The following is a 23560-nucleotide window of genomic DNA, read 5'->3' on the forward strand; positions in this document are numbered from 1 at the left end:
GCCCCACCTCCAATGACGAGATACGATCGGTTGTCTGGTGAGCAGTCCGAGTGCTCGATGCGGCCAATGTAGTATCGCTCATCTTGGTACGTCACTACGGTATTGATGATGCCATCGTACGACCCAGTCTCTTCAACGCGGACAGAGTCGTTGACCGGAAGTTCGTCACGAAGGGCGGTTTGCTGGTCCGCTGAGAGGTTCTCAAAGTCCTGCTGATGCGTGTCTTCGACTGTTTCGTTCGGCTGGAGATGGGTGATGTGGAGGCTACTTCCAGGCGTGCACGTGTTGGTTGCCTGCTCGTACAGTCCGAACCCTGCGGTGAGAGCGCCAACCACGACGAGGACACCTGCAAGTGCGACAACCGTATTCAAGACGGAAGGCATACGTCAGCGAGCGTACATCGGGGTAAATACCTTGTGACGCGTTCATACGGTGCTTCTCGATATTAGCTGAATATAGGCGCAAAGCCTCCCACCTCAACGAGCGAGTACGGGGAGCGAGTAGGTAGTATGCATTTGAAAAACTGCGCTTGGTTCTGACGCTAAACCCCCTGGGCGAGCTAAAGTTCACTTCCTGCTCTGGAAGTGCAAGTCGGGAAAGTGGTTGTCGCGGCGAGAGTACCCCAGAGGTGGAAATAGAGCCCAGATACGGCACACCTACAGCGGAAACGTGGGGTGTTGACCGCCCCACAACCGGTGGGCAATACTCCGTTAGCCAGTCCCCCAACAGCTCGGGGCGAGTACGGAGCTGTCCTCCTGACCAGTACTCTTATACGGACAACTACCCTCCACTGTACTAACAGAGACCGACTATGAGCGACAAAGCAGCCACCCTCTGGGAACGTGCCCTCAGCGACGAAGACGCAGTCGCTGCTCAGGCTCGTCTCGAAGAACGCAATTCGGACCTCGACTGGGACCGGGCGGCGCTTCGAGAGGACGACACCTCTACAGAATCTCCCCTTCTTGCCGACGACTGACGGCGGATGTTTCTTGTCCTAGATAGCAACGTCTGGATATACATAGCAACAGCATCCGAGTACCCTGTCGAGATCTATTCTGAGGCGCTCGGTGAACGGCTTATATTCAATGAGGGGATTCTCACTGGTGATTACCAGACTGAGGTCACCCCATATGTTGTCGAAGAAATCACGCAGGGACTCCACCGGTCAAAACGAGTAGACAATCGTGATGTCGATGGCGTGCTTGAAGAACTCTATGCGGTGATGGCTCACTGCAAATCGATTCGAGCAGAGTTTTCGCCTAGCGATGTCCGTGAACTGTCGCTCCACGAGACTCGGACGGAGCCTTCGACAGTACTACTCGGAAAGCTGCTTGGGATCCAGCCGAAGGACGTCCCGATCTTCCTGCAGGCATACAACAACCGATTCGAAAAACCACACATTCTCACCGATGATTCCGATTTCGCACAGGTGAGTCCTGCAGAGTATGGGCTGTCAACGATTTCCATCGAAGACGTAAACCTCTCTTGGGGTTCACCATAGGCGCGATTGTTATACCAAATCTGAGCCGCTACACAACCACCTGAAGGACCTCTTCAGCGAATTCCAGCACACACGTTGCTCTGTATTGGCGTATCCCTCTTTCACCGAGTTGAGGCCCTCAGAGATACCGGGCACTGATACTGACGTTAGCAGAGCTCTGCCAGCCGAACACTCGTTCGAGTGCAGAAATCGATGCCGCCTGCATCTCATAGTCGTGGTCTTCGCTTGCGGGATGGTGCGATTTGAACTCGCAGTACAACTCGTCGTATGATTCCAACATCTCAAAATCAAACAGGTGGTGGTCACCGATGTCATCAAGCACTGCCTCGGGAGTGCCGTCCAAGAGTTCTTGCTTCACTGCATCGTCACGGAACGGGTTCTCGACAAACGCGCCAGCAACCCACGGTTCATCGCCTGAGCCGAGCTGATCCGATTTCATAACCCGCTCGGTGACGTTCAATGGGATTGACTCAGAGAAGCCTGCTCGCAGCGAAGGGAGCGCACGGTCAGTGCCTGGAGTCAGTTCGTCGAACCCGAACTGAGCGGCGATTTGTGTGTAGCGCCGAGACTGCACCGGATGCCCGTCTGTTACAAAGCCAATTTCAAGTTCAGAGACGCCTTCATCACGGTCGTCGGCTTCTGTCCGCACGAATACGAGTTCGCTGTCAGATAACTCTGCGACGTACAATCCGAATTCTGTTTTATAGATGCTGAAGTCTGCACCCTGCCAACGGTCGGGCAGAGATGTGAGAGTCCGAGCATAATTTTCGAGACCTCGTCCGACCCACGCTCCTCCCAACTGGTGAATCGTAAACCAGTCGTCGATACTCTGATCAATGTGTTTGGCGAACCGCGTCAGGATAGTTCGTATCTCCTCGTTCGTTGCTCGCCGTTTCCCGACTGAGCGGAAGACAACCGGTTGACTGGGGATGTGGAGGCGAGGAAGACACGTGAGGTACTCGTTGATATCGCCGTCAGTTGTCTGAATCGACCGTGGACCGTACGGAAGATGGCTCGAGGAATGCGTACCAAGGCCGTCAGTTGCTTCGAGTGGCATTGGAAGGGCGTCAATGCCGTGCTGAAGTGTTTCAATATACGATTCTTCGACGGTCAAATTGTTCGCTTGAGCGTACTCTTTGACTCGCCCGTGGATGCTCCAGGGGATGTCCGCATTTGGTCTCATATACTTACATTCTCCAATCAGATAATAAAACTTTGGCACTGACCATACCCAGTGTCTATTCAGACGCAATTCGATGCAGCCTCTACAGATACGTCTCGCTTGTGGTCGACTGTACCTTGTACGAGGTTCCACTTTCACCGAGCTATTCCTAGCTTTATGCCAGTCGCGTAGCATGAGTGTGCCAAGGCAGAGTGGGTCACGGGGATGAGACTCACTCGGTCTTGAATATCGACCCATGTCACACGCGACCCAGACTGCACGAACAGAGACCGTTCTGTTAGAGAGTCCAGACCCGTTCGACGTGCTCGAGCAACTGCCGAATGCCGTGTTTCCGGTCCGAGCAAAAATCCAGTTACATCGCTCGCGCGAACACGATACGACGCACGAAACGTTCGAGCGGCCGTCGTATCCGGTGGCGGTTCAGGTTCCGACGACCGCGTACATCCCGGAGACGACGATCTACTTCGACAATCCCGCAGAGCGTCCTCGTGGAGATACGAAGGCGTGGACCGTCGACGAGGCGCTCGACGGACTCTCCGACGCGGTGGATGCGATTGTCGCAGAGTACCCTGTCGAACGAGAGGCGCTCGCCCTGTTGAGCGTGGACATCGTAGAGGTGCCAACCCACTTCGTCACCACCAACGCTGACTCTGGTACGCCACACGTCAAGCCGAGTCTCTACGACCGCCAAGGGGAGATGAGAATCGCTCACTTCCAGCGCGATGGGGCACTCTCGGCGACAGCGGTGCGCGAGGAGTTGAGCGAAACACTTCCCGGCCAGTCACGGTCTCCGATTCAGCTCACGGCTGTCGAACACGTGACTGCGAAGCCCTTCAGACAGGGTCAGCAATCACAGGGGTCTGCGGGGATTGCTCGCTACTACACTGAGCGAGACGCCGAGAACGTCGACGACCTGTCGCTCACGCCGGCGATCTACCGACTCCAGCACCTCGCTCGCGACGGGGATCGGAGTCGCCCACTCCGCCCGTCGCTTTCCAATCTGGAGGATCTCCTGCCGGTCATGTCTCGACAGGCCGACGACCTGTTGCGGCCAGTCACCTTTGCTGGCGAGGAACTCGAACGCTCGGTGTTCCACGCCGAAGAGGTGCTCCGATAATGACGGATAACGACTCTGAAGACGGGACAGGAGACAGCCCTCCCGACAACCACGGTGGCGGCCCGTGGCTGCCACCCGAAGCGAACGAACAGTTCGACCCGCTCGCGCACGCTGGGCTCGAAGCGACTACCGAGACGCCATTCGTCGTCGTTCCCCGGGGCGGCGCACGAGAGGTGGGTCGGAGTTGCTACCACGTCGAGACGCCTTATTCGACGTTTCTCATCGACTGTGGGCTCAACCAGGGCAGTGGCGGGCAGTTTCCTGACTTTCGCGGCCTCGACCGAGAACAAATCGATGCGGTGTTCCTGACCCACGCACACATCGACCACGCTGGTGGGCTACCAGTGCTGGAGAACCAGGGCCTGCTCGACGATGAAGCTCCAATTCTCACGACCGCGCCGACCGCACAGATCGCACATACAATGCTGGAGGACTCGCTGAAGATTCACCGGCGAGAGGCCCGACGACCGGGTCGGTCCCAGCAGTTCTGGTCGCAGGATGTCACCGACGTCTGTGCACGCTTCGAACCAGTCGACTACGGAACGGACCGCGTCGAAGCGTATGCACCTGTTTCGGAGAACGACCCCACCACGTTCGAACTCGGTGCAGCGGGCCACCTGCTTGGAAGTGCGTGGGTAGCGCTCCAGACGGCAGGCCACAGCATCGTGTTCTCTGGCGATCTTGGGGGACGAGCGGGCTATCTTCCGGATATTGCCAAGCCCCCGAGCGCTGATGCGCTCATCACCGAGTCGACGTACGGGAACAAACACTCCCACACCTCAACGAGTACGGCCCAGTCCAATCTCTTTGAGGCGATTGCAGAGGCTGTCGAACGAGGGGCACCAGTGCTTATCCCCACGTTCGCGGTCGGCCGCGCACAGATGATTCTGCTGTTACTCCAACAGCGTCTTCACACGCTTCCTGGGTCGCTCACAGACGACGTCCACATCGTGTTGGACGGTCTCGCCCAGGAGGTCACTGACCTCTACCATCTCCATGCGAGCGATGACTCGCTGTTCGACGAGAGTCTGGTCAACATGATCCACGAGAGTGGGGTCTCTCAGCCGTTTTTCCCTGACAACATCACCGTCCCTGACGATGACGCAGACCGACAACGCGTCTTCGACGCATACGACCCTGTAGAGGGGACGAACATCCCAATCATCATCGCCCCGTCGGGGATGCTCACCGGCGGGAACTCTCCCCGATACCTCGCTGAGCTAGCGGCACGCTACGACGATGCTGCAGTTGTCCTCACGGGGTACCAAGCCGTCGGGACCGCGGGCCGTGCCCTCCAATCCGCGACACGGGCGGATGGTGAAGCCCCGACGGTGACACCCGATATCGACCCCATCACCCCACCGGGCGATTGGCCGTCCGCAACCGGCTCGGTCGGGTGGGTCCAAGAACAAGAGACAGGCGACGCACGCCTCACGATTACCGTCCCGACTGAATGGATTACGACGGTCGATGGGCTGAGTGCGCACGCGTCACAGGCGGGCCTCCTCGAGTTCGCACGCCACGTTAGTCCAGACACCATCGGGTTGGTGCACGGCCCTCACTACGCTCAGGAGGCGCTCCAGTCCCACTTGGTTGAGAACGTCGAGACAGTCGATCAGGTGACGCGTCTCGCACCCCTCTCTCCATTGGCGATCAACGCCGAGACAGCCAACGAGATGACGACGAAGGCCCTCGAACCACAACCTTCTGAGCAGGCGACTCTCGATGACCAACTCGACTCGCTGCGAGAGACGATGACCGCACTCTCCAGCGCCGTCGCTGAGGACCGCAACAGCGGACTCACCGAAGCCGAGGTTCGCGCAATCGTCCGCGAAGAGCTAGAACGCACACAGCAGTAGCCACCGCTCGAAGCCGTCCACTTCCGGATGGCGACGTTCCGTGGGGGTACACGCTCAACCAGTCACGTTCAGACACGGTGCTCTTAGTCCCCACCGACTCCGCGAGTGGACCGGACAGAAGTATCGGCATCGAGGGTTCGACACGATACAGGGGATATTCAACATTGTCGACCAGTATTTGACACCACGGTTAAGTCAGGTAGACACTCAGCGAAGCGTGTATGACATCGACACCGACCTCACCACGCGGCTACCAGCGCTATCGGAAGTATCCAATCGGCCCCATCCCGATTTCACTCCTGTCGATTGGGCTCGCACTCGTTCCATTCGTGATGCTGCCCGTCGTCTCCGTCTGGGAGGCAGCTGCTGAGGCATCACCACTACTGACACTTGGGACGCTCCTGTTGATCGTTCCACTCGTCATTGTCCACGAACTAATCCATGCAGTCGTTGAGCGAGCGCTTGGCTACGAACCGACGATTCGATGGCGCTTGTGGAATCCGTACGTGGTGGCGAATCAGCAGGCGGTGACTCGCTGGGACAATATCGCGATACTGCTCGCACCGTTGGTTGTGATCAACGTGGTCATGGTAGCACTGCTGAGCAGCACCACGTCACCCATCCTCATCGCAGCCTATGTGTTCGTCCTACTGTGCAACACCACAATAGCAGCAGGCGACGTGGCCGGTGCTGTGTGGTTGCTCATCCAGCCTACGGGCACAATCGTCTACGTCGACGACACAGGCTACGAGCGGTTGCAGTTGTTCGCTCACCCGACCGACTAAACCGTTCGTACAGCCATCTGGAGAGTTGAACGACGAAACGACGACAAAGGAGATTGTTCGAACCTGCTTGCTCGGCCCTTCATGACGTCAGGCTCTCGTTGCGATTGCCCGCTTCCACGTCTTCGCACTCTCGTTGATTTCGCGTGCTAGACTCTCTGCTCGTTCAATCCCGACTGCTTCGAGTCCCGTTACGAGATGTGGTATATTCTCATCATCCGCCAGAGCGCTGAGTCCAGAGCCCTCAACGAACTCCATGATGCCCTCCTGCAGCTCCGGGTCACTGAACGTCTCCAGCGTTTCTTGATCCACCTCCAGTGGGAGGAAGTAGACCAGCTCCCCGGATTTCACAACCTCAAGCAGATTCACATCCTGTGCTGCTATCGCGTTTAGATAATCCCGTTCCGTGAATTCCTCCGACCCCGCCATGATTTTGTCTGCTGCAGTCCCGAACTTCCCCTTCTCATCAACACGAGAGGTCGCCCGCCGAAAATCAACGAGGGCAATGAGGGGCATGAACGCTCGATACTCCTCGTCGTACCTGTCGTAGATGTTCTGTTTGACCCACTCGTCGAGGTCCGCCTTCGTGGCATCACTGAGTCCTTCCTCTTCGACGATCCACGGGGGGATTATCCACGTGAATGCCGACACAGCCTGCGCGTCAAAGTCGGTCTCGATTGCTCTTCGGATGAATCTCGAGTCCTCCTCCTCGGGTGTCGGTAGGTCCTCGTGATTGGCTACCGGTGTGCCGTTGCCGACAGGTGCCTCGACAGCTGGTACTGGGAGTGGGGGTCCGCTTTGATTGGTGAAATTCAGCAATAGGAAGTGTGACGAGTCAGTTTGGCTATTCAGCAACGAATACGGGTCTATCTCCCGTGCCTCCAAGATCCGCGTCACCCGGTCGTACCCGATGAGGTCCTCCTCAGCGTCCTCTAGCTCTTGTCGGAGTTCGTTATACTGCTCATTGTCTTCTTCGGCCTTGTCTGGCGATAGGAAGTCGAAGAGTGCGACGCCATGGCGTGCAAGCGTGAAAATGGCGCTCAGTGCTGTTGCTACTCCGAGGACTTCAGTTCCTGAATATCCAGTGTACCTCGGCACGAAGAGAAGCGCACCAACGAGAAAGGCAACGACGATGATGGCGGTCGCAACGATGCCGTTGCGTCGAGTCCACCACATACTCATCTACGAACAGGTCTGGATATGGCCACTTGAATTGCTCTATTTCCGCTGGTACAGTAGTCTGACTCCAACTGCGCTCTCGGTAGAATCAGCCAATCCATAGACGGTATGAATCGATACCTGCTCGTCGGTGGCTGGTGCCGTTCGCGATGCCCACGGACGTCGGCGTTCCCGCGGCACTCGTCCTCTGGATCGGCAACCGATTCCCGCATGCTGGACCGTCCCACCTAGGCCTCTGAGAAGTGGGACGGTTGGTTCTCGCGGAGACCGGGGTCCTCGGAGCTGACTTCAGAGACCCAGACTGACACGAATCGCCCGGTCGACCTCTTGCATCGTTTCCTCTGGGACGCTTCCGAAGTTGTTGAGAATCCGGTGCTCGATAGAGACCGTTCGGAGCTGGTTGAGCAGGGCGACAGAGTCCTCTTTGATGTCACTCGTGGACGCTTTCACCTCCGCCTCGTACGGGGCGATGTTTCCGGGTTCGTAGCTCGTCGTGAGCGGAGCGATGATGGTGGTGTTCGAATTCCGATTCCCGACGTCGTTCTGGACGACAAGTGCCGGCCGAGTACCGCGCTGCTCTGAGCCCTTCGTAGGGTCCAATCGAACGAGAACGATGTCGCCTCTTGTTAAACTGGCCACGGCTACTCCCACTCCGGCGCGTCCCCGAGGTAGGCGTCAGCCTCAGTACTCGTGTCCGCGAACGCGTCGGCCACTTCTTCGTCCCGCGCTGCAGTGCGTTGATACGCAGCGGCGAGATCATCTTCGGAGGGCCGGACTCGGAGTACGATGTCGTCGCCCCGGGTGACGAATTCGATTTCGTCACCCCCCTTGATATTGCGTTCTCGGCGGAGTCGCTTCGGGATGACGACTTGTCCACGGTCACCCACCTTTCGCGTCTCTGAGTCGGTGCTCATACCAGATTCATACTCGATTCATACCTAAATCGGTTTCGACGCCGAGGCGTCGGGTAAAAATCCCAGAGAACTCCGGCAGATGTGGGATTACCGGGCTACACGTTATCCAGCAGTACCGCCTGGTGCTGTAGCTATCTACGCCGTAAGATATGAAGCTCGACCGTTGAAATTCGCTGCCAGACCGGTTCGCCGTACTCGTCGGGGAAGAAGAAGTACGAAATGCATTGCCGAATTCGTCTACGACAGCGTGGAGAGCGTTCGTCGTCCATGGGATGCTTCAGCACCTCTGGGTACCCTCCTCGAACTAGGTACCGAGTCACGAGGCATGACAGGAATCATCTCGACGATGTAGCCAGTACACTACGTATATCAGTCGCCGGACTGTGTATACACACGAGACTCAATGGACTTCCATCAGACCGTCCGGAATCTCGAACGCCGGTATAACCTCCCTGAGGGAGAGTACTACCGATAGGTCGGTCGCTCGAACGCGCGCTTGCAGGATTAGTCACCTGCGGTTTTCGTACTGGTTGCTGATTTTGGTCACTCTCTGAGAAGAGACGCGAACTCCTGTTTGGTGAGCCCCGGCTGTTCACCCAACGCTGGAGCGCCCCCTCGACGAGTGACTTCCTCGGCAAACTCCATGCAGAGGTGCTCGTGTAACTGCGCGTACTCGGTCCACGCCTCTCGGTAGTGCGCATCGAGATCCCACTCCGCTAGGTGGATTCCAATGTCTCCCTTCCGGACGACGACCTCGCAGCCAGCGTCGCGAAGCGCATCGAACCGGACGTTGTTCCGGCGAATCGTGAGTATCCGTTTTGACTCTCAAATATACTCGTTCACCCACTCGTGGCACTCGAACGCTGGCGTGTGAGTGTGCGGCATCGAGAACTCCAGTGCGTCTTCACGCGAGCAGAACTCCAAGTACGTTTCTAGCAGCGAGATACTGCACCGATGGTTCGCATTTGGGAGTGCGTACTTCAAGATGAGATTCGACATCAGACGGCCTGCAATCTCGGCCGCCGTCCCGCTCCAGTCGACCTGAGCGAGGGCGCGGGGGAGATTGTCCATCTCAAGCTCTTTGTAAATCTCCAAGCCGTCTCCCGCTTCGTCTTCCTCGTCAAGCACCCCCTCGTAGATGTTGAGGAGGCGAATAGCAATTGTGCGGTCGGCAGGGTGCATCTCGTCGAGTGCAGCGGCGATTTCAGCCTCTGTGGTTTCGAGATCAGCTGTCGTTCCCGACGCCCCTGTGTGCGTGTACAGACAGTAGACAGTGGTCTCTGAGAGCGAGTACCCTATTGCCTTCACTGGCAAGTCACTAGTATCGTATCGGGCCGCAAGTTCACCGGCGTCCTGGGCAACGAACGCTAACGAGTAGCGCTTGTCCATCGGATGGTGGTAATAGACGATTCGATGACGCATGGGGGACGGGTTTGAGTGAACAGACGGTCGTCCCTCTCTTGAGGGACGTGGTTGGTGGCTCCCGAACATTGAGTGGATTCTCAATGGGGGCACAATCGTCTACGTCGACGACACAGGTGACGAGTGGTTGGGGTAGTACGCTCATCTCGAGTGCCATTTGAGTACTGGCGGATCCCTATCTTCGTACAAGAATATCCCCTCGTTACAACCCTTTCGTAATTGGTTCTGGGTTAATGGCTGAATTTATAATCAAGGCCCTCAGTGACATTTCAATGTCTGGCTATCTCAGCGATCTTGTTTCTGAGGTGGAGACCCGTGATGACACTACGTTAGTTCAAATGGATGATGCTGATGCTCAGGAGGATGTTGAATGGGCTGACGACGAACCTCCGATTGCAGTCGATGAAATCGTGTCGTTCTTCCGCCGAAAAGGGCTGGGGAACCGCGACTACGTCGTAATCCCGGCTCACGAACCCGACGAACCAACGTTCAATGGGGATATTATTACATACCGAACAACCGACTACGGCGCTGTTTTTATTACGACAATGGTATATCAGCCTCAGGGTACGTTGAATTCGATGATTTCAGTCGTTCCACCCTCGCGCGCAGGATTCGGTTCTGGGATCGAAGATACGAACTTCCCGCTGGAGAATTCGGAGATTCGACAGATGATCGGCCACCCTACAGAGACAAGCCAGTAGAGGCGGAACAGCCACTTTCGGATGTGGAATACGAGGAGTTTGTTGACGACACAATCGGGTTCATTCGTACAGAATTGAGGACTGAACACGACGAGGTCCTTGACGACGTCATTGATCAAGGGCCTGACTTGGCAGCAGGTACATCCGGCGCAGTCCGTTCTGATAGAATCATAGAACGGACCCGTGGATCTCTTCTCTTCACAGTAAGCAGACCATCTCCTGAACGAACGCACCGCCGACCAACCGTTGAAGAACTCTACAGCGTCTATGAAGGGAACACTGTGGCACTTCTGTGGGAAAAAGAAGATGGCACTCACGAGTGGATTGATGGACTGGTTGAGCGGATTTCAGATAGCAGCATCTCTGTCGACACTTCCTATGGAAAACGGTCTCAGGCTGATGTCTCGACGGACGGAATTGATGCTGTCACATTACGAGTCGTCGTCAAAGGAGTCGCTGAGCGTCGTGAACTGGAGGCTTTTGAGTCGTCTACCGAAGCGTATCGAAGCGTACTCCGTGGGGAGCGACCGCTAGAATTCGAATCCGCGCAGGACTTTGATTTGGATGTTGATATTGAACTCAACCCATATCAAGAAAGTGCCGCGGTAGATGCGCTACTCGCCAATGACGTGTTCTGCATTCATGGACCTCCAGGGACTGGTAAGACCCGAACGTTGGTCGCGATAATCGAACAGGCTGTAAAAAACGAAGAGCGAGTTCTAGTCACTGCTCACTCAAACCAAGCAGTAGATAACATAGTCATCGGAGATGGCGAGGCGGACAGAGCATCGCTCAACGGGGTTGTTCGTTCGATGGGCAACGATAACAGCGAGAGAGATATCTCGCTTATTCGTCCCAGCAGCTCTACAAGGGAACTTCACCCCACCGTCAGAGAGCGGTACTTTGTTGACACTCAAAACCTGCCAGATACTCCTGCTGTGGATATCGTGGCAACAACCACCAATACCGCGGCTGCAGTTGGTGGCCACTTTGACCTTGTCGTGGTCGATGAGGCTTCACAGGCATCATGCCCTGCCACTTCGATTCCGTTTGGACGAGGTGGCCGAACGATTGAGAACGAATACGGGTATGAGCGACACTTCGGTTTAAGAACTATCCTGGCAGGAGATCACAAACAGCTTCCGCCATACGTTGCAGACCGCGAGATGCAACGACAAGGGCTTCACAAGTCATTGTTTGAGCACTTAGTCTCTATGTACGGTTCTGGACTCTCCCAAACCCTCTATCGCCAATACCGGATGCATGAGGACATCGCTCAATTTCCAAACGAGGAGTTCTATGACGACGAGTTGGAACATGGTGATGCAAACAGACAAGCAACTCTGGAAAACCTCAGACCTATCAGAGCGATTCATCATACCAGCCCAGACCAGCAGGACGAAGGAGATTATTCGTACTACAATTCGACTGAAGCAGCGTTTGTCGCTGCCCAAGTTCAAAAAGCCCTGAACACAGGGGTCGAACCGGCAGAGGTTGGAGTCATAACGGCATATGGGAGGCAGCAGGAGAAAATCAACGACAAGTTGGGTTCAACGTTGGGCGGTGCAGTCGCCCAAGAAGTAAACGTTGCCACAATTGACCGGTTTCAAGGTGGACAGCGAGAGGTGATAATCGTCTCTTTCGTTCGCTCGAACACCGATGCTGACTCTGGATTCCTAGAGGACCCACCGGTAACCGCAAAGAAGCGATTGAATGTTGCCCTCACGCGTGCCAAAAAGAGGTTAGTACTGATTGGTGACTGGGATACTCTATCAACGACAGCATCCTTCCGCGACGAATCTGATAGCTGCGCGGACACGTACCATCGCCTTAGAGAGTATCTTCTCGAGAAGGATGCAATGGTCTCGCAGCAATAGATCGGCTTAGAAAGTCAGCCACCACAACGATTGGACGGGGGCAGTGCAACCGCTGAGTTCCTCCCGGATGGTGCTGGCAGTATTTGGTAATCACAGTTAGGCACGGTGAATCAGCCACTCTTCACCCGCCCCGTAACTCTCGAAGAGTTCGCTGTCAGCGTCCCAGAACTGTATCTCGTCATTGTACGCCCCCGAGGCGATTTCGGACTCACCAGCCCGCGGTCGATACGAAGCACTCCGTCGTAGCACCACTTCGAGCAGACATCGTCGAGAACGTTCCCAGAAAGTGTTTAGACACTATTGTATTCGAATCACTTGGTCGCCCCTTGATAGACATCATATCTCATACGCTGGTGTTGTATGGGTGCTCTGAAAAGTGTACTCTTAAGGACGTTTCAGTCGGTCACACGATAACTCGAGCGCACGTGTCCTACTCGAGATGTCTGCTCATTGCCTTCAGTTGTTGTGTCTCATTCGGAACGTGAGATCCGGTCAAACAGTGCTGGGTAATCGATGACGAGGCCATCTGAGTCGACCGGCAGTTCAGCCTCGAAGCCACTGGAGATGCTTTCGTAGCGGAACCGGCCGCCGTCCTCGTTGAGTGCGTCAAGACAGGTGTATCGCTGGGTGGCCGTTTCGAGCTGAAATTCGGGAACAGAGATGTAGACCGTCTCGATTTGAGCCGATTCGTCATGGTCGAGGCCCAGACGACGGATCGGAAGGGTGTTCGTGAACGGTGTCACCGAGATGTCGACATCGGTGCAGCCATCCAGCCTCGCTATTGGCGCTCCACGGCCATCGGTCCAAGACCCTCCTTGTCGGCCCGGAGTGAGATTGACATTGAGTTCCGGCCGAGAGTGGACACCTCCACTCGTCGAACACGATAGTGCTGGTCGCACTTAATGTCGTACCGAATACGGAACGACTCGTCGTCGACAGACCCGACTACCACGCTCTCCACATCGATACCCGCCGAATCTTCGACCAAGTGTAGCGATTCGATTCCAACTCTGGCAGCAGGTGTCCAGTAGACGTCTCGGTTCATGTCGCGACCATCAGCGCGGTACGCGATAATGGCCCTGTATCCTAACCACCGACTGGATGAGTGCATTAAACACGGCTCCGCAAACCATCACAGAGTTCTATTCCACACTACACTGTGTAACCCAATCGGTGAACTTGTGCCGTGAGTCTATCACATTGAGAGTGGGACCACTCTCCTCAAACATGGCCGCAATCAGAATCACTACCCCAATATGTCCGCTTGAGAAATTTACGGAATGGAAGCAGATTTAGGTCCGCTCGCACGGCAACTCTCGTTGCCGTACTACGATGATAGGCCGGGACGGTCGAAGTCGTCGTTGAGGACGATGTGAGCGACGACGACCTCGGAACCGCCATCCACGATGCTGGCTACGAGGTCGTCGCTTAGGCCGTCTTCATTTCAGCACCAGCAGACGCGTCCGTATCGACCGCAGAGGTGTCGGATTCGGCGGTGAAGTCCGTATTGAGACGCTCGCCCCGAAGCAACTGCCCCGCGAAGCTGTTTACGAGGACGACCGAGACGGAGAGGACCATCGCAATCATCGCGAACACCGGGTGGACAAGGCCCGTCGTCGCGGCGGCCACGCCGATACCGTTGAACGAGAACGCGGCCAGCAGGTTCTGCTTCGTCTTCCGATAACTGCTCTTACCAATCTCGTAGGAATCCATCACACCACCGAGCCGGTCGCCCATCAACACGATGTCCGCCGACTCGATGGCGATGTCAGTGCCCGCGCCGATGGCGATGCCGATGTCGGCTTGCGTTAGCCCGGGCGCGTCGTTGATGCCGTCCCCGACCATCGCGACGCGTTCACTGCCCTCCTGTAATCGTCGTATCTCGTCGCGCTTGTCGTCGGGAAGCACGTCGGCCATCACTCGGTCGATACCGACCGTCTCTGCGACGGCAGTAGCAGTTCGTTCGTTATCCCCGGTAATCATCACGGGTGTGATTCCGGCGTCCTTCATTCGTTCGACGGTCTCTGCGGCGTCGTTCTTCACGGGGTCACCGATTGCAACGAGGCCGACGACCGTCTCATCCACGGCGACGCAGACGACGGTATAGCCTCGTGCTTGGAGGCGGTCGATGTCGTCCCGGGCAGTAGCCATATCGATGCCCTCCTCGGTGAGCCATCCGGGTTTTCCAACGAGAATCCGCATTTCATCTACCTCTGCCCGAATCCCCTTCCCGGTCACACTGTCGAACTCGTCTGGGTCGGGGAACTCGACGCCACGTTCGTCTGCGCAATCGAGAATGGCATCCGCGAGGGGGTGTTCGCTAAATGCCTCCGCACTGGCCGCTCGTGTTAACACGTCGGATTCGTTGCCGCCGAAAGCGACGACCTCCTCGACGGCAGGCTCACCCTTGGTGATGGTTCCGGTCTTGTCGAGGACGATGGTATCCACGTCTTGGAATATCTGGAAGGCATCACCGCTCCGCATCAGAATCCCCCTGTTCGCGGCGAGCCCACCACCCCGAATGAGGGCAAGCGGCGTCGCCATTCCGAGCGCACACGGGTACCCGAGGACGAGGACGGCCAGCGCCGCGAACGCACCACGCTGGACGTTCGCTTCCGTCCCGAACGGGCCGCCTGACCAGACGACAGGGACGAGTATCCAGAACAGGAAAGACGCGACTGCGATGGTGAGGACACCCGGGACGAAGTACTTCAGCACGCGGTCTGCTAACTGGACGACGCCGGGTTTCATCGTCCTCGCTTCCTCGACTTGCCTCGCAACTTGATTCAAGAACGCGTCGTCGCCGGTCGCAGTTACTTCCACGAGTAGTGTCCCAGTTTCGTTGACGCTTCCACCAATCACCTCGTCGCCCGGTCCCTTGTCCACGGGGACAGACTCGCCCGTCGCGACGCTCTCATCTACGGCGCTTTCGCCTTCGAGTACTGTGCCATCAACGGGTATGCTCTCTCCGGGCTTGACACGCACGTGGTCGCCCGATTCCAGTTCGTCCACCTCGACTTCTTCGACCTCACCGTCGCGAACGCGACGGGCGGTGTCGGGCTGAAGGTCGAGCAGGCCCTGCACGGCTCGCGACGCCCGGGTGCGGACGATGAGGCTGGTGTACTCCGAGAGGATGTGGTAGGTAGTAATGAACACTGAGACGGCGAAGAAATGGACTGTCGGGAACGTCGGAAAGACGAATAGGCCGAGGAAGCCGCCGAGCAGTCCAGCGAACGCTCCGGCTTCGAGGAGGACGTGCTGGTTGAAGATGCGGCGTCGGATGCTGTTGTACGCCTTCTCGGTGATGTAGCGCCCGGGTCCGAACATCGTCCCGAGCGCGAGCCCCAGCGTCACGAGGTCCATCCAGAGGGCCTGCGATTCGAAGGTCCCCCGGACGAATATCATGAACAGCATCAGCCCGGCGGTCGCGATGGCCGCCGCGCCCGAGAGCGTCAATCGGCGGGTGGCCTGCTCGACTTCTCGCTGTTGCTCCTCGAATCGTTTCTGCTTGTCCGGGTCGCGGATGGTGTACCCGAGTTCGCGGAGCGTGTCCTTGAGTTCGACCTCGGCCAGCACGCCGCTATCGTACCGGATTCGGACCTCTTCGTGGGCGAGACTGACGTTCACCTCCTCGACGCCCTCCGTTCGCTCGTACGCCTTGCGGATGCTCTCGGCGCAGAACGAACACGACATCCCCCCGATGTCGTACTGGACGTGTGTGGTACTCATCGTGGGATAGACTTGGAGTGGAACAGTGAAAGGCGTTATGATGAGTATTGTAATAGTAGCATCCAAATTCTATAGGTTGAAGGAGGTTGCGACAGCCTTAGGGTACTCACTCCCGTACTCGGTGGCAAGGATGTCTCTCCTCGAAACTGACGTTCCAGTGCGGAACGTCATCACAACTGCCCCGGAGAAGGCCAAGGCGTTGGAGAACGACGTACGCGCGAAAATTCTCGATATGCTGGCCGACCAAGAGATGACCATCAGCGAGATTCACGAGGAACTGAAGCGACGCGGTGAGGAGAAGGTAGAGACTACAGTTCGCCACCACGTCAACGTCCTGAAAGACGCAGGACTCGTCGAAATCGCTCGGCTCGAAGACGCCAGCGGAGGGACGCTCAAATACTACAAATCGAACACGCGCGTGTTCGCGTACGACCTCCCCGAAGGTAGCGACGAGGAACTCACCGGGGCACAGGAGACTGCACGGGAGGGGGTCGTTTCGCTGGTCGAACAGTTGTACCGGGAACACGGCGAGGCCATCGAAGGCGTCGCCCGGGAGATGAAGCCGTGCGAGTACTGCGAGACTCAACACTACGAGGAATTCATCGTCCGCGAGCTACTCAACCGAGCGCTGACTGAAATCAGCGAAGACGAGACGTTCGACGAACTGGTCGCAAACGTGGAGTAACGCAATTTGGACGCCGAAGTCCACACCTGCTTATCGTACGGTTTCCAGCGTCAAACATCGTTGGGCGTATCCATATCACTCTCAGCACGGGCGATGTCACAGCCGAGCACACTGTCGATGTCCTGCCGGATACACTCGTCGGCTAATTCGACCATCCGAGGGCCAGCTTGCTGGGCGACGCGGTAGAATCGCTTTCGGCCCTCCTGCTTGGCTTCGACCAGCGTGCAATTGTTCAGACACTGGAGGTGGTGTGAGACGAGGTTGTAGGAGAGGTCCGTCCGTTCGCAGAGTTCGGTCACGTTCAGCGGCTTGTCTGTCTCGATGAGCGTCTGGTAGATACGGAGGCGCGTCGGGTCGCCCAGCGCGCGAAACAGAGTTGCCCGGGCTTCGTTCACCTCGTCGTCGTTCTGGAGCAGGTTCGAACTCATACTGCCGATAGCTAGGGTGTCACGGCTACGTAGTTCCTCTCCTCGACCCAACCTTTCTTGCCTCCGAACGTCCAAACGTTCGTTAGAATGTCCGAACTGAAGTACGACCTCGTGGTCCTCGGCGGCGGTGCTGGTGCCTTCGCCGCCATCACTGAGGCAAGCGAACGCGGCCTCTCGACGGCGATAGTGAACACCGGCCTACCACTCGGCGGGACCTGTGTCAACGTCGGCTGTGTCCCGAGCAAGCACCTGCTCGCAGTTGCAGAGTCCGCAGACGTACCACGGTCGAATCCGTTTGAGGCAGTCGAGTACGACGCTGACCAACCTCACGTGGATTGGGAAACCGCCATCGAGGAAAAAGACCGTCTCGTCGCGTCACTCCGCGAGCAAAATTACGTAAGCGTGGCAGACCACTACGAAGCGGACGTGTACGAGGGATTCGGACAGTTCGTGGACGAGACGACAATTGAAGTCGTTCAGGGGAGGGACGAAGGGGCGCAGTTGCACGGTCAGAAGGTTCTTGTCGCCACCGGCAGTTCGCCTGACATCGCACCAATCGATGGTATCGAGGAGATAGATTACGAGACGAGCGAAACCATCTTAGAGCGGCACGAACTCCCCGAGAGTATCGTCGTCATCGGTGGCGGCTATGTCGGCTGTGAGTGGAGCCAGATTCTCTCCCGGATGGGCGTAGAGGTGACACTTCTTCAGCGGTCGAGCTACGTTCTCTCGGGGATGTGGGAAGGCCTCGGACGTGACCTCCAATCGCATCTCCGTGACGAGGGAATCAACGTCATCACGGAAGCCACTCCTGACGAAGTGACGACGAACGAGGATGGCGAAGTCGTCGTCCGGGCGTCGGTCGCCAGTGCGAATCGACGCTTCACCGCGAGCGACCTGTTCGTCGCGACCGGCGTCAAGCCGAACACGGAGGGAATCGGCCTCGATGTCGCTGGAGTTGAAACAGATGAACGAGGGGCGGTCGTCGTGAACGATTACTTTCAGACCTCGAACCCGGACGTGTACGCCGCCGGGGACTGCATCGGTGAGCCGATGCTGGAGACGGTCGCCGCGAAGGAGGGGAACCACGCGGTCAAGAACGCGTTCGGTAGCGGGGAGCTTCGCTCCCCGGACCGTTCGAGCGGGCAGAGCCCGCGAGAAGACAGTGAAGGCAAGACCATCGATTACGACGCCGTTCCGATGGTCGTCTACACGAGTCCCGAAGTCGCGTCAGTCGGGATAACGGAACCGGAGTATATCGACCAACACGGGACGTGTACCTGCCGGACGGTGGAGATGAAAGACGTTCCGAAGGCGAAAGCGGTTGAGGACATACGGGGACTCGTACAGGTCGTGAAGCACCACGAGACGGACGAAATTGTCGGCGTCCATATGGTCGGGCCGCGTGCGGCGGACATGATTTCCGAGGCGACGCTCGCGGTGAAATTCGGTCTGACCGTAGACGACATCATCGACACGATTCACCCCTTCCCGGCGTTTTCGGAGGCGTTCAAGCACGCCTGTCAAGCGTTCCGCCGCGACACGTCGAAGATGAGCTGCTGCGTCGAATAGAGGTTGGATTCGCTGCCAAATTGAAAATCAGTAGGCGTCGCTGACCGAGCTGAGTAGGTATCGAACGCGTCTTTTCCGACTCACACTGGTGCTGTAATCGCGCCTTCTATGTAGCACGACAAAACTGGCGGAACGGCGAGTGGTTGGCTCGCTATTTGCTGCACTCACACTCTCTGTCTACCAAATCCGGCAAGCAACAAGTGGGGTTCTTTCGCGTCATTCCAAGCTGGATCAGCTGATAGACATGTGCTGCGAGTGTATCGGTCTGGGTGGAGAGACACGTTCGCAGATGGTTTTCGGTACTCACTCGTAGCTGGAGTCAATGGAAACCAAAGCGGGGTTACAACGCCATCAGGTCGTCATCTACGCCCTCGCTGTGGGACTCGCGGTCGCCATCGGACTCGTCCTGCCGGGAACTGCCTCGGTGTTTGAACGGCTCATCAACCCGGTGTTAGCAGTACTCCTGTACGCGACGTTCCTCGAAGTGCCGTTCACCGAACTCCGCCGGTCGTTCACCAACCGTCGGTTCATCGCCGGCGCGCTCGGGATGAACTTCCTCGTCGTGCCAGTCGTCGTCTTCGGGCTCACCCGCGTGCTCCCAGACGACCCCGTCATCCTCGTCGGCGTGTTCATGGTGCTGTTGACGCCCTGCATCGACTACGTCATCGCCTTCACCGACATCGCCGGTGGCGACGTCGGGCAACTCACCGCCGTGACACCCCTGTTGATGCTCGTCCAGTTGGCGCTGTTGCCGGTGTATCTCTGGGCGTTCATGGGGCGACAAATCGCCGAGGCCGTCGACCCAGCACCGTTCGTCAAGGCGTTCCTCCTCCTCATCGCCCTGCCGCTGACACTCGCGTGGCTCACCCAATTGTGGGCCGACCGCTCCGAGACGGGTGAGCAGTGGCAGGGCCTGATGGGTTGGCTGCCGGTTCCGATGATGGGCGCGACACTACTCGTCGTCATCGCCTCACAACTCCCGCGCGTCCAGGGGTCCTTCGGGCAGATCGTGGTCATCGTCCCTGTCTACGTCGCATTCCTCGTCATCATGCCCGTCATCGCGCGAATCGTCGCCGCGCGACTCCGACTTCCCGACGAGGAGAGTCGGGCACTCGTGTTCACGGCGGTGACGCGCAACTCGCTGGTGGTGCTGCCGTTGGCGCTCGCACTGCCAGCGGAGTACGCACTCGTCCCGGCAGTCGTCGTCACACAGACGCTCGTCGAACTCGCCGGCATGGTCGTACTCACTCGACTCGTCGCATCGTGGGTCTGGGAGCGGTCGGGAACGATGATACGGAACGTCGGTCATCAGTGAGAGACTCACGCTCACTATCTGGCAATACCGGCAGGCAATGCGATATCTTTCATCCACACCGACCCGGAATGACTCAGCTATTAGACCCGTGTCGAGAGTGTATCGATTGGTTAATAGAAAATCAGTACTATCCTAACACTTCTGGCCGCGTATGCTCTCCCACCGCCGGTTCATGTTCGGTCTCGGTAGCGTGCCGATGTTCAGTCTCGCTGGTTGCGCTGCGCCCGCGACGTTCGAGGTGATGAGCATCAATATTCAGCCCGGGCAGCGTTCGCAGGTATCTCGGTGACCGCTACGAGTGATACGGTCTTCTCAATTCAAGAGGTGGTCTTCCGTGTCACCTTCACACCTGATCGCCTGGCCATTTCGTTCAATTCGCAAGTATGGAACTACTCGAAGTGGTCGGTTGATGTGCTGTGTGGACCGAGTAGAGGAGACTGGCGGTGAATAACGCAATACTGGCGACCACGAATATCGCACTGAGCGGCGACGCGGTATCGACGAAGATCCAGTACACTGGGGCTGCAATCGACGGTCCTGCTGCCAGCACGACGAGCTTCGCTGCGAGTGGACCACAGCACCCACAAGTACACGTCCCAACGATCGCTGCACTTCCGGCTGTTCCTTGTGCGAGCCCCGCCTGTTCTTCGAGTCGCCACTGGCGAGCAATCAGTGCCGCGTTCAGCCCAATGAGCGTACTCATCGTTCCGACGACAATGATGACGCCCGGTGAGAGGGCGATGAACAGCGGGATGTGGGGAAAGTACATCTCGAGGACGGGCCAGCTCACGAGCTGGTAGATCGCCGGCAGAACGACGACGAACTGTTCGTGAGGGACCCCTTCTTCAGGGAGAAATGAGAGGTAGCCAGTGATGGTGAGGAAGAACAGCCCGAGGATAAGACCGATCCCAAGACCAAACCGTCGAGCGACGGGGTCGCCCAACACTGTTCGAAGCTCCATCTGGACATCTTGCCACAGGATGTATCCGACCAGCACTGGGGTGGCAAGCACGATTGCGTACCCCAGCGGGTGTGTGTCACTGGCTGGCCCAGGGATGAGGTAGGGGTAGGCGATCCAGAGTCCCAACAGAATCCCCAAGAAAGTGTATCGCGGGCGCGTTGGCCAGCGGAGCCATCCGATGGTAAAACTCGCGATGGTTACCGAGAGCCCGACGAGAAGTGCCAGCGGTGTGTACCACGCTCGAGGAAAGGGCAGCGAACTCGCCGAGTAGGTGAGTTCGGGTGAGAGTCCCTCGAAGAAGATTGCGCCGATGGCTATGACAGCGATACCGCCGAACACACCATAGATGGCTGTTGTTGGTGAAACACGCCCCATTCGCTTGGCAAGCAATGTCCCGACGAGGACGACAAGCCCGATGAGACCCACGAACAACGCATGTACTTGGGTGATTCCACCCGTTGCCGTTGATCCGTGGGCGGAGACGACTGGCATCTGTGTGAGGAAGACCAGTCCGCCAAGAATCATCAACACCACCCGCAGTGGTCGGGGGTCGCTGTTGTCTCCTCGTGACCTGCTCATACACCGTGTTTCGACTGCTGGAGGATATGCTCGTTGGACGCGCCCGGTAGGGTCCAAAGGAATCCATGGCCAGTCGGCTTCTTCGTAGCAGGCGTATGCCCGCTAGAGCTGAAGGACGAATCGGAGTTGGCGCAGGAACCACACCGGTGCAAGCCCTCCGACGAGCAGAGCCGGTGCCCAACCGCCTACTGACCAGACGAGACTACCGAGAACGACGCCGACCGAACAGACCCCAGAGTAGGCGACGACGGACGTCGCTTGGTCAACAGGGGCTGTCGGTCGAGGCCAGTCGAGCACCCAGTCGTATCGGCTGACGCGACTGATACTCAGTGCGAGTGTGAGACCACTACACTCACTGAGAAACACGGCCAGCGGCTGGACAGTGAGGAACGCTGTTGGATGGCGGGGATGGTAATCGCAGGCCAAACACATCGATTTCTAGACACGGGTGAGTCTGTTTGGCCCAAGGGTTTCACATGCTCTACCAGATGAGTGTCTACAGAATCGTGTTCAAGCAATCTCCGGTCAGAAGTCGATTCTCAGGTGATGTCTCTGTCAAGTGAACTAGCCAAACCCGTTGGCTGACCCGTAATTAATACGCCCTCCGGAGCAACCCAGCGACGATGACGAACGAACCAACGAATAGCGTCCGTGTCTGGTTGGTCGAACGGACGTATTCGGACGACGAGCAGAATCTCATCATCCTCACGTACGCAACCCCGGACGGCAAACAGTACTACCGGAAAGAGCGAGCGCTGACGTCCTTCACCGATGTTCGGGACACGACTGCAGCCGTCGATGCCGAGCACGATAACCTTGGAAGTGTCGACGACCCCGAGCAACAAGAACAGTACGCTGCAGAAGCCCAGCGAATGCGTGACCGCCACGACCCCGACGACACTATCTAACGACCACCGACCCGACTCGTTATTCCGTCCGCCCCTCACTAGAGCGTATGCGGAGTCTCGTCTTTGCCCTCAAATACGACCCCGGCTGTAACCGCGTAGCGGACACGCTCGCGGCGCATCCTGACGCGCGGATTCGCTCACTCTCACTCCATGCGACCGCAGAACGTCTCTGGCGTGTCGACCACGCGACCGGGACGCCAGCCGCTCTCGACGATATCGAAGAGGCGTTTTTGACCGCCGATTACTACGCGGACTGTCTAGCGACCGACGACTGCGGTGCGACCCAGTCGACACAGGTCCTCGACCACACCGACGACACGCTCGTGCTCTACTCGTACTGGGAGCGCACGCCAGACTGCTCGTCGGTCCCCCACATCGCGCGAGCACACCTCGGGGACGGGGTCCTATTCGACACACGTCACGAGGGGCGTCACTATACATGGCGCATCATCCACTCGGGACAGGGGAATGTGGGAGCGTTTTTCGACGACCTTGAGGCGGAAGTCGGCACCTGTGCGGAGATGGAGATGCTCCGGACGACAGACACCGAAGTGACGAGGCGATATGGCCACAGCAACCGATACGAACTCCCGCCCGAACAGGCGGCAGCACTCGAAGCAGCCGTCGAACACGGCTACTACGAAACGCCACGGATGGTCGACGTCGGGGAACTGGCCGAGCATCTCGGCGTCCCACGGTCGACACTCACCTACCGACTTCGTCGAGCCGAAGCACAGCTGGCAGCGCGGTATGTCGACACGGAATCGATGCGGGACACCCCGTCGACCACGTCTTGAGGTTGGGTGTGGCCGATTTGGAATATTCCAACAAAGGCCTATCGCCGT

At 57.6% G+C, this 23560-nt stretch carries 19 protein-coding genes and 3 pseudogenes; 12 read left to right on the forward strand and 10 right to left on the reverse strand.

Annotated features, from left to right (window positions below):
• Positions 1–383 (reverse strand): DUF7979 domain-containing protein (locus tag M1L36_RS14015; RefSeq protein ID WP_250874369.1); only part of this gene is annotated, 383 nt, incomplete at its 3' end.
• A gap of 428 nt (positions 384–811) precedes the next feature.
• Here M1L36_RS14015 and M1L36_RS14020 point away from each other — a divergent pair.
• Both M1L36_RS14020 and M1L36_RS14025 read left to right on the forward strand, forming a co-directional pair.
• A complete protein-coding gene (locus tag M1L36_RS14020; RefSeq protein ID WP_158203466.1) occupies positions 812–976 on the forward strand; it encodes a hypothetical protein in 165 nt (54 codons plus the stop codon).
• A 6-nt stretch (positions 977–982) separates the two neighbouring features.
• The gene (locus M1L36_RS14025; RefSeq protein WP_158203465.1) at positions 983–1501 is read left to right on the forward strand and encodes a hypothetical protein; all 519 of its coding nucleotides are present in this window, start codon (positions 983–985) and stop codon (positions 1499–1501) included.
• A gap of 118 nt (positions 1502–1619) precedes the next feature.
• On the opposite strand, the gene M1L36_RS14030 is transcribed toward M1L36_RS14025, so the two are convergent.
• Positions 1620–2684 carry a hypothetical protein gene (locus M1L36_RS14030; RefSeq protein WP_250874370.1) on the reverse strand — a complete coding sequence of 355 codons (1065 nt, stop codon included), beginning with the start codon at positions 2682–2684 and terminating at the stop codon, positions 1620–1622.
• Between the two features lie 301 nt (positions 2685–2985).
• Here M1L36_RS14030 and M1L36_RS14035 point away from each other — a divergent pair, with 301 nt between their 5' ends.
• The 3 genes from M1L36_RS14035 to M1L36_RS14045 all read left to right on the forward strand — a co-directional run bounded on the left by M1L36_RS14035 (position 2986) and on the right by M1L36_RS14045 (position 6445).
• A complete protein-coding gene (locus M1L36_RS14035) occupies positions 2986–3801 on the forward strand; it encodes a hypothetical protein (RefSeq protein ID WP_250874371.1) in 816 nt (271 codons plus the stop codon).
• Entirely contained in the window at positions 3801–5660 is a 1860-nt protein-coding gene (locus M1L36_RS14040) for an MBL fold metallo-hydrolase (RefSeq protein ID WP_250874372.1), read from the forward strand. Before M1L36_RS14035 ends, M1L36_RS14040 begins: the two co-directional genes overlap by 1 nt.
• A 221-nt stretch (positions 5661–5881) precedes the next feature.
• Positions 5882–6445 (forward strand): DUF3267 domain-containing protein, encoded by a 564-nt coding sequence (locus M1L36_RS14045; RefSeq protein ID WP_250874373.1) that lies wholly within the window; start codon positions 5882–5884, stop codon positions 6443–6445.
• Between the two features lie 87 nt (positions 6446–6532).
• On the opposite strand, the gene M1L36_RS14050 is transcribed toward M1L36_RS14045, so the two are convergent.
• The 4 genes and pseudogenes from M1L36_RS14050 to M1L36_RS21805 all read right to left on the reverse strand — a co-directional run bounded on the left by M1L36_RS14050 (position 6533) and on the right by M1L36_RS21805 (position 10026).
• Positions 6533–7618: a hypothetical protein gene (locus tag M1L36_RS14050; RefSeq protein WP_250874374.1), complete on the reverse strand. Its 1086-nt coding sequence runs from the start codon at positions 7616–7618 to the stop codon at positions 6533–6535.
• Positions 7619–7909: 291 nt separating this feature from the next.
• Positions 7910–8260, reverse strand: coding sequence for a type II toxin-antitoxin system PemK/MazF family toxin (locus M1L36_RS14055; RefSeq protein WP_250874375.1), 351 nt, complete (start codon positions 8258–8260; stop codon positions 7910–7912).
• A 2-nt stretch (positions 8261–8262) separates the two neighbouring features.
• A complete protein-coding gene (locus tag M1L36_RS14060) occupies positions 8263–8535 on the reverse strand; it encodes an AbrB/MazE/SpoVT family DNA-binding domain-containing protein (RefSeq protein ID WP_250874376.1) in 273 nt (90 codons plus the stop codon).
• 543 nt (positions 8536–9078) lie between these two features.
• Positions 9079–10026 (reverse strand): annotated as a pseudogene (locus tag M1L36_RS21805) (DUF8172 family protein).
• 203 nt (positions 10027–10229) lie between these two features.
• Between M1L36_RS21805 and M1L36_RS14070 the strand changes: the two are divergent.
• Positions 10230–10537, forward strand: a pseudogene (locus tag M1L36_RS14070) (hypothetical protein); the annotation flags it as partial.
• A 147-nt stretch (positions 10538–10684) separates the two neighbouring features.
• On the forward strand, positions 10685–12538 hold the full coding sequence (locus tag M1L36_RS14075; RefSeq protein ID WP_250874379.1) for an AAA domain-containing protein: 1854 nt from the start codon (positions 10685–10687) through the stop codon (positions 12536–12538).
• Between the two features lie 470 nt (positions 12539–13008).
• Here the strand turns inward: M1L36_RS14075 and M1L36_RS21650 are convergent.
• Both M1L36_RS21650 and M1L36_RS14090 read right to left on the reverse strand, forming a co-directional pair.
• Positions 13009–13649: pseudogene (locus M1L36_RS21650) on the reverse strand (putative glycolipid-binding domain-containing protein).
• 317 nt (positions 13650–13966) lie between these two features.
• Positions 13967–16267 carry a heavy metal translocating P-type ATPase gene (locus M1L36_RS14090; protein ID WP_250874381.1) on the reverse strand — a complete coding sequence of 767 codons (2301 nt, stop codon included), beginning with the start codon at positions 16265–16267 and terminating at the stop codon, positions 13967–13969.
• Between the two features lie 130 nt (positions 16268–16397).
• Here M1L36_RS14090 and M1L36_RS14095 point away from each other — a divergent pair, with 130 nt between their 5' ends.
• A complete protein-coding gene (locus tag M1L36_RS14095) occupies positions 16398–16952 on the forward strand; it encodes an ArsR/SmtB family transcription factor (RefSeq protein WP_305794548.1) in 555 nt (184 codons plus the stop codon).
• A 50-nt stretch (positions 16953–17002) separates the two neighbouring features.
• Here the strand turns inward: M1L36_RS14095 and M1L36_RS14100 are convergent, their stop codons facing one another.
• Positions 17003–17380: an ArsR/SmtB family transcription factor gene (locus M1L36_RS14100; RefSeq protein WP_250874383.1), complete on the reverse strand. Its 378-nt coding sequence runs from the start codon at positions 17378–17380 to the stop codon at positions 17003–17005.
• Positions 17381–17467: 87 nt separating this feature from the next.
• Between M1L36_RS14100 and merA the strand changes: the two genes are divergently transcribed.
• On the forward strand, positions 17468–18952 hold the full coding sequence (gene merA / locus M1L36_RS14105; RefSeq protein ID WP_250874384.1) for a mercury(II) reductase: 1485 nt from the start codon (positions 17468–17470) through the stop codon (positions 18950–18952).
• Between the two features lie 322 nt (positions 18953–19274).
• Positions 19275–20267, forward strand: coding sequence for an arsenic resistance protein (locus M1L36_RS14110; protein ID WP_250874385.1), 993 nt, complete (start codon positions 19275–19277; stop codon positions 20265–20267).
• Between the two features lie 370 nt (positions 20268–20637).
• Here the strand turns inward: M1L36_RS14110 and M1L36_RS14115 are convergent, their stop codons facing one another.
• Complete coding sequence (locus tag M1L36_RS14115) at positions 20638–21753, reverse strand: hypothetical protein (protein ID WP_250874386.1); 1116 nt, start codon at positions 21751–21753, stop codon at positions 20638–20640.
• A gap of 677 nt (positions 21754–22430) precedes the next feature.
• Between M1L36_RS14115 and M1L36_RS14120 the strand changes: the two genes are divergently transcribed.
• Positions 22431–22715: a DUF7967 family protein gene (locus tag M1L36_RS14120; protein ID WP_250874387.1), complete on the forward strand. Its 285-nt coding sequence runs from the start codon at positions 22431–22433 to the stop codon at positions 22713–22715.
• 47 nt (positions 22716–22762) lie between these two features.
• Positions 22763–23512, forward strand: a complete 750-nt coding sequence (locus M1L36_RS14125; protein WP_250874388.1) for a helix-turn-helix domain-containing protein — start codon at positions 22763–22765, stop codon at positions 23510–23512.
• The last annotated feature ends 48 nt before the right edge of the window (positions 23513–23560 follow it).

Origin of the sequence: Halomarina rubra, from assembly GCF_023699475.1 — an archaeon.
Taxonomy (GTDB): domain Archaea; phylum Halobacteriota; class Halobacteria; order Halobacteriales; family Haloarculaceae; genus Halomarina; species Halomarina rubra.